Annotated in this window: 6 protein-coding genes; 4 read left to right on the top strand and 2 right to left on the bottom strand. The window is 62.0% G+C overall.

The genetic code is table 11. The annotated features are described in order from the left end of the window. The coding region (locus AC0L28_RS08840) for a coiled-coil domain-containing protein (RefSeq protein ID WP_473476834.1) at positions 1–3,012 on the bottom strand (3,012 nt) is incomplete at its 3' end. Positions 3,013–3,300: 288 nt separating this feature from the next. On the opposite strand from AC0L28_RS08840, the gene AC0L28_RS08835 reads away from it, so the two are divergent. The 3 genes from AC0L28_RS08835 to AC0L28_RS08825 all read left to right on the top strand — a co-directional run bounded on the left by AC0L28_RS08835 (position 3,301) and on the right by AC0L28_RS08825 (position 5,326). Next, positions 3,301–3,669 carry an Hpt domain-containing protein gene (locus AC0L28_RS08835; protein ID WP_027151987.1) on the top strand — a complete coding sequence of 123 codons (369 nt, stop codon included), beginning with the start codon at positions 3,301–3,303 and terminating at the stop codon, positions 3,667–3,669. Positions 3,670–3,769: 100 nt separating this feature from the next. Then, a complete protein-coding gene (locus tag AC0L28_RS08830; RefSeq protein WP_006334837.1) occupies positions 3,770–4,090 on the top strand; it encodes a 2Fe-2S iron-sulfur cluster-binding protein in 321 nt (106 codons plus the stop codon). A gap of 207 nt (positions 4,091–4,297) precedes the next feature. After that, positions 4,298–5,326 carry an NAD(P)/FAD-dependent oxidoreductase gene (locus tag AC0L28_RS08825; RefSeq protein WP_128244846.1) on the top strand — a complete coding sequence of 343 codons (1,029 nt, stop codon included), beginning with the start codon at positions 4,298–4,300 and terminating at the stop codon, positions 5,324–5,326. Between the two features lie 42 nt (positions 5,327–5,368). Here AC0L28_RS08825 and AC0L28_RS08820 read toward each other — a convergent pair whose 3' ends face one another. Continuing rightward, complete coding sequence (locus AC0L28_RS08820; RefSeq protein WP_031255671.1) at positions 5,369–5,986, bottom strand: DUF922 domain-containing Zn-dependent protease; 618 nt, start codon at positions 5,984–5,986, stop codon at positions 5,369–5,371. Positions 5,987–6,070: 84 nt separating this feature from the next. Here AC0L28_RS08820 and folP point away from each other — a divergent pair, with 84 nt between their 5' ends. Continuing rightward, positions 6,071–6,913, top strand: coding sequence for a dihydropteroate synthase (gene folP, locus AC0L28_RS08815; RefSeq protein ID WP_473476831.1), 843 nt, complete (start codon positions 6,071–6,073; stop codon positions 6,911–6,913). Positions 6,914–6,922: the final 9 nt, after the last annotated feature.

Here is a 6,922-nt window from a genome sequence, read left to right as displayed (position 1 = left end):
CTTCGACAGGATTGAACGGTCCTCGGCGAGCCTGTTCATGTGATCGGAGATAAGGCCATTCACGCCCTGCAGGTCGGTTTCCAACGCTCGCGCCAGTTGACCACGATCTTCCGCCAGCTTTTCGGACTGGTCTGATAGAACGCTTTTGATCGTGTTGAGATCGGATTCGAGCGCGCGCTTGAGGATGTCGCGACCTTCGGCCAGTTTCTCGACCTGCCCGGTGACCAGCCCATCGATGCTCGACCGGCTTTCCGCCAGCTTGGCGAGATCGTCTTCGAGCGCCTTCGACAGGATTGAACGGTCCTCGGAGAGCCTGTTCATGTGATCAGAGATAAGGCCATTGACGCTCTGCAGGTCGGTTTCCAACGCCTTCGAGAGCTGACCACGGTCTTCCGCCAGCTTTTCGGACTGGCCTGATATGACCTCCTTGATCGTGTTGAGATCGGATTCGAGCGCGCGCTTGAGGATGTTGCGGCCTTCGGCCAGCTTCTCGACCTGACCGGCGACCAGCCCGTCGATGCTCGACCGGCTTTCCGCCAATTTGGCAAGGTCTGCCTCGAGCGTTTGCGAAAGCAGGCTGCGATCGTCGGCGAGCCTGCCCGAATGGTCCTCGATCAGGCCTCGGATGCCCGACAGGTCGTCTTGGAGCGAACGCGAAAGCTCGCTGCGGTCTTCCGCCAGTTTGGCGGAATGGGTCTCGATGAGACCCTTGATGCCGACAATGTCGGTTTCCAACGCCTTGGCGAGTAAGGCGCGACCTTCGGCGATCTTCTCGACCTGGCCAGCGACCAGGCCGTCGATGCTGGCGCGACTGTCGGCCAGCTTGCCGAGATCGGCATCGAGAGCGCGTGAAAGAATGCTGCGGCCTTCGGCGAGCTTTCCAACATGGCCGGCAACCATTTCGTCAATGATCGTGCGGGCTTGCACAAGTTTTCCGGAGTCTTCATTCAAGGCCTGCGAAAGCCTGCTGCGGCCCTCTTCGAGCCGTTCGAGATGGCTGCCGAGCGACGCATCGATGGCGGCGCGCGACTCGTTGACCTTGCGCAGATCCTCCTCCAGGGCGCGCGAGATCAGGTTGCGGCCTTCGGAAAGCTTTTGCACCTGGTCGGTGACAGCCGCGTCGATGCCGGCGCGGCTTTCGGCGAATTTCTCCAGATCGGCCTGCATGGCCGCCGTCATGTGTTCGCGGCTTTCGGAAAGCTTGCGGCTGTGGTTCTCGACAGCCTCCTCGATGCCGACGCGGGCATCGGCAAGCCGCTGGATGTCGGCGTCGAAGGCGCGCGACACCACATGACGGGCCGCTTCCATGCGGCCGGCGAAATCGCCGGCGCGTGCTTCGAGCATCGACGAGGTCGACGAAACGATGTCGGCCATGTCGGCGCCGATCTGGGTCTTGCCCTGATCGATCATCGCCGAAAGCGTCTCCTTGCTCTCCTGGAAGGTATGGGCGATTTCGCGCGCGCGCTCGACCAGGGTCTCGTTGATCTGGCGTGCGCGGGCCTCGAGCGCGGCGTTGAGCTTTTGGGTGCCGGTGTCCAGCGCTTCGGCGCGGGTCTGGAACTCACTGATCAGCACCTGGCCGCGTTCGGCCAGCGTCCGCTCGATGCCGTCAAGGCTGGCTTCAAATTCGGAGTTGAGCGTGCGTGCGGCGCCGCCGAGCAGCGACACCATGCCGGAGGTCCGATCGTCGAGCAGATCGGTCAGCGACCGGGTGAGGCCGTCGGTCGTCTCCGTCAGCTTGGCAATGCGTGTGTCGAGAAGGCTGGCGAAGGCCTCGCCGGAGGTCGACAGCCGGTCAGTGATGGATTCGAGCCGGCCTTCCACCGAATCGAAGATCGACAGCGAGCTTTGGTTGATCCTGTCGATCAGCGTGTCGCCGGAATTGGTGATGGTCATCGACAGGTTGGTCGAGGCGTTGAGGATGCTGTCGCGAATGATGTCGCTGGCAGCCCCGATTTCGTCCTTCAGCGTCTCATGCGCGCCGGTGATCGAGGCGCGCACGCGTTCGGCGTGGGTGACCACCGCTTCGCGCTCGCTGCCCAGCCCGTCGACAAGCGAGCGGATGCGGGATTCATTCTCCGAATAGGAGCGCTCGATCTGGTTGACCTCGCTGTGGACCAGGGTTTCGAGCTCGACGGCACGTGCAAGCGTGCGCTCGATGCCTTCACCCATGGCCGCAACCTCGCGGCGCACGGCTTGCCCGATCATCATGACGCGATCCTGGGCGATTTGCTCCGGCTCGGTCAGGCGGAAAGCCACTTCCGTCATCGACTGAGCGGCGATGCGCATCTCCTGCGCGCGGCGAATCATGGCTGCAAACGCCCAGAACAGGAGGACCGGCAGGATCGCAGCGATTGCCAGGCCAATCAGTTCGGGACGGGCGAAAAACTGGCCGGGCGTGCGGATTTGCCAAATGCCTGGGCCAAACAGCAGGTTTGCCAATGCACCGGCGCCCGCGACCCAGGCGAGCGAAACGAGCGCCACGACCCAGTAGATCGTGTTCGAGGCACGCCGATTGAGGGTGTGCAGCAGCGTCTTGTAATCTTTTTGACGAGGATCGTTGGCCGGCGTGAAGCCGGCCGACTGCGTGCCATTGCGCGTTTCGACAGGGCGCATTTCAACGGGGCGCGTTTCAACAGGGCGCAGCTCAGCAGGGCGCGGTTCAGCCTGCTTGGCGTTTGCCGCCTCTCTCTGGTCCTGGGCTTTCTGGTCCTGATTGGCGGCAAGCTCGGCATTCTGGCTCTGGTTGACGACAGGCTCGGCATCCTGATTCTGGTTGGCGACAGGCTCGGCATCCTGGTTCTGGTTGGCGACAGCCTCGGCATCCTGGTCACGGCCCTCGCGTGCCAACTCGTCGGCCGCCTGCGATATCTGCGCTTCCAGATCCTCCATCGACGCGGCGATGTCGAGGTCGCCGTCGGCATCGCTGTTCAGATCGATTTCAAGTGCTTTTTCGAGTTCCCTGGCTACGTCGTTGTCGAGCGTTCTTGTCGTCGTTGTTTTCTTCGCCATGCCTTCGCTACCCTGTACAAGCTGCCGCGGGACTTGTGATTTTGCTTTTCGTGTCCCACGCAAGAGGCTGAAAATGGACCTTTCGTATCGTAATGACACACCGGGGTAAAGAAAACACGCATTCGGTGCGATACGTAAAACTTTAAATATAAGGTTAACAGAACTGTGATTCCGGCGCCCCTATCGCAACATTTTTCCGGGCCAATCGTTAACCCGTCGTCCACAGGATGGGCCTATTTTTTGGCGGCTGCCTATTTTTGGCGGCTGGAAGAACGGAGTTGCAGAGTCATGCGTGGCGAAAACGGCATTGCCTTCTCGATGCCCGGCGGCGATGTGTCGGGAACGGCCGGGTCGCGGCCCGTGGACTTGGCGCATCTGGCGCGTCAGACGATGGGCGACCGCAGCCTCGAACAGGAGGTGCTGGCGCTGTTCGTGCAGCAGGCATTGTCGGTTCGCGACAGGATCGTCGACGCCGATGTGAAACAAAGACTGCTCCTGGCGCACGGGCTGAAAGGCTCGGCGCGCGGCGTCGGCGCCTTCGCTGTTGCCGATTGCGCCGGCGCGATCGAACTTCAACCTGAAGATACCAATACCCTCAAGCGGCTTGGCTCCCTGATCGAAGAAGTCCGCGATTTCGTCGCCGCCATCAGCCGTTAAACCCATTTCCGAAAAAAACGGCATGGAGCGCCGCTTTCGCGCCGCAGTTGACTTGTCTGCGGGAGTGATTATCTCGGCTGGGACTCCCTTCAGGTGACAAATGACCAAGCTGACCTTCATCGCCCATGACGGCACACATTTTGACGTGGATGCCGAAAACGGCTCGACCGTCATGGAGAACGCGATCCGCAACGCCGTGCCGGGGATCGAGGCCGAATGCGGCGGCGCTTGCGCCTGCGCGACCTGCCATGTCTATGTCGATGAGGCATGGACGGCGGAGGTCGGCGAGCCGGAAGCGATGGAAGAGGACATGCTGGACTTCGCCTACGACGTCCAGCCGAACTCACGGCTCTCCTGTCAGATCAAGGTGCGCGACGCTCTCGACGGCCTGGTTGTGCGCGTGCCCGCCCGCCAGGGCTGAAGCGTGGAGGCTTAAGCGGGGGATATAGCCGATTTTTCCGGCGCCGGCTTGGCAGCGGGCCAATGGTCATGCAGTGTCGCGCCGTTCTCTACAGCGCCGCACGTTCCCTGGACCACGCAAAGCACGCTGTAGCACGGTGATTTGGCGCAGGATCCCCGGCGAGAATCGATTCCGATTTTCGGGGTCATGCGCATCGAAGGCGCATTCATGACCGATATCATCAGGACGGACGTATTGATTGTCGGGGCGGGGCCCGTCGGCCTGTTCGCCGTGTTCGAGCTCGGCCTCTTCGACATGACATGCCATCTGATCGACATACTCGATCGGCCCGGCGGGCAATGCGCCGAACTCTATCCGGAAAAGCCGATCTACGACATTCCCGGCTGGCCATCGATCTCGGCCCAGGGCCTGGTCGACAGACTGCTTGAGCAGATCGCGCCGTTCAAGCCCGACTTCACCTTCAACCGCATGGTCTCGAGCCTCGAAAAGCTCGAGGACGGCAGCTTTCGCGTCATCACCGACGAGAACGAGGTGTTTGAAGCCAAGATTGTGGTTATCGCCGCCGGCGGCGGCTCTTTCCAGCCGAAGCGGCCGCCAATTCCGGGCATCGAGCTTTATGAGGGCAAGAGCGTCTTCTACTCGGTGCGCCGGATGGAGGAATTCCGCGGCCACGACCTGGTTATCGTCGGCGGCGGCGATTCGGCGCTCGACTGGACGCTGAACCTGCAGCCGGTGGCCAAGAGCGTGACGCTGGTCCACCGGCGGCCGGAGTTCCGCGCGGCGCCAGACAGCGTCAACAAGATGTACGCCATGCAGGAGATGAAGGAACTGGATTTCCATGTCGGGCAGGTGACCGGGTTGACCGGCACGGACGGCCATCTCTCGGCGGCGACCATCAAGGGACCCGACGGTGACACCGAGGTGCCGTGCACTCGGTTGCTGCCGTTCTTCGGGCTGACCATGAAGCTCGGACCGATCGCCGAGTGGGGGCTCAATCTTCACGAGAACCTGATCCCGGTCGACACCGAGAAATTCCAGACGTCGGTACCGGGCATCTTCGCCGTCGGCGACATCAACTGGTATCCCGGCAAGCTGAAGCTGATCCTGTCGGGCTTCCATGAGGTCGCGCTGATGGCGCAGGCGGCCAAGCGCATCGTCAGCCCCGGCGAGCGCATCGTATTCCAGTATACGACGTCATCGACCAGCCTGCAGAAGAAGCTCGGCGTCGCCGGCTGAGTCTCTTACTCGACGAGAATCGCCCTTACCGTCTGGCCGAAGCTAACCCGGCAGCCGGCCGTTTTCGATGCGCTTCATGCGATAGCGCAGCAGCCGCAGGATGCGGCTTTCGAAATTGATGGTTTCGACGCGATCGAACTGCATCTGAGCGCGGTCGTGCTTGGCAAGAATAGCGGCGGAGATCTCCGCTGCCTTGGCCTTGGCCTCCTGGCACGTCTTGCGCGGGTGGGTCGCCTTCAGCGCATCCTCGAGTTCGCCGGCATGGTTCTTGGCGATCTCGACATGGCGGTCCTCATGACGCTTAATGTCGGCCGACAATGTATCCCAAAACAGCCTTACGCCGGCATCAGCCTTGCGCGGGCGGCGCCACTCGGGAAGGATCACCTTGACCTTGACGGTGACATCGGCGTCGGCAATCGCGCAGGAGTTAGATCTTTCCGCATAGCTGACGCGGGTGGTGAACGCCATCTGCGTGGCGCCTGGATGCCGCATCCCGGTGCTTTTCACCCGAGGTCCAAGTTTCGTAAGCTGGGATCCGATATCATCGAGCGTTCTGCCGCCGATGCTGAAATAGCTATATGTCTTCACCAAATTCGCCGTGCCCGCCGGCAAGGCGGAACAAGCAAGCATCAGGGCGCAAAGCAGGGATCGTTTCATCATGTTGCCTCTTTGCCTACCTTGCGCTACGGCCGTTGCCGACGCAACGGAATTGATCTTTGGTGGATCACACATGGTTTATCGACAATGACGACAGGGCGATGGCAGCTGGCGCATGGGCGCCATCTCGACCTTGGCGGCAAGGCGGTGATCGTCGGTATCCTCAATGTCACGCCGGACAGTTTTTCTGACGGCGGACTGTTCGTCGCGCCCGAGCAGGCGATCGCCCAGGCGCGCCGGATGGTGGAAGAGGGGGCCTCCGTCATTGACGTCGGTGGGGAATCGACACGCCCCGGCGCATCTCCGGTAGCCTTCGAGGAAGAGCAGGCCCGCGTGCTGCCTGTCATCGAGGCGCTCGCCGGGCTCGGCGAGGCGCTGATTTCGGTCGACACCTATCGCGAGGACACCGCCCGGCTTGCCGTCGCCGCCGGCGCGCATATCCTCAACGACGTCTGGGGTCTGCAACGCGAACCGGGCATCGCGCGGGTCGCGGCCGAAACCGGCGCCGGGCTTGTCATCATGCACACCGGGCGTGACAGGCAAAAACTGCCCGACGTGATCGAGGATCAGTTTTTCTTCCTCGGGAAGTCCCTGGAAATCGCCCGGCGAAGCGGCGTTGCCGACGACCAGATCGTGCTCGATCCGGGCTTTGGCTTCGCCAAGGAAACCGCGGAGGAAAATCTCGACCTGATGGCACGGTTTTCCGAGCTCGATGTCTTGGGCTTTCCGCTGATGGCCGGTACATCGCGAAAGCGCTTCATCGGCGCCGTCACCGGCCGCGACGCCTCGGCCAGAGACGCCGGAACAGCGGCGACGAGCGTCATACTGAGGCTCAAGGGCGCGCGGCTTTTTCGCGTCCACGATGTCGCAATCAATGTGGATGCGCTGGCGGTTGCGGATGCTATGCTGGCGCGTGAAACCGCCGAATAGCCCGCAAAT

The sequence above is a fragment of the Mesorhizobium sp. WSM4847 genome (assembly GCF_055811335.1).
This window is presented reverse-complemented; position numbering and strand designations above follow the sequence as displayed.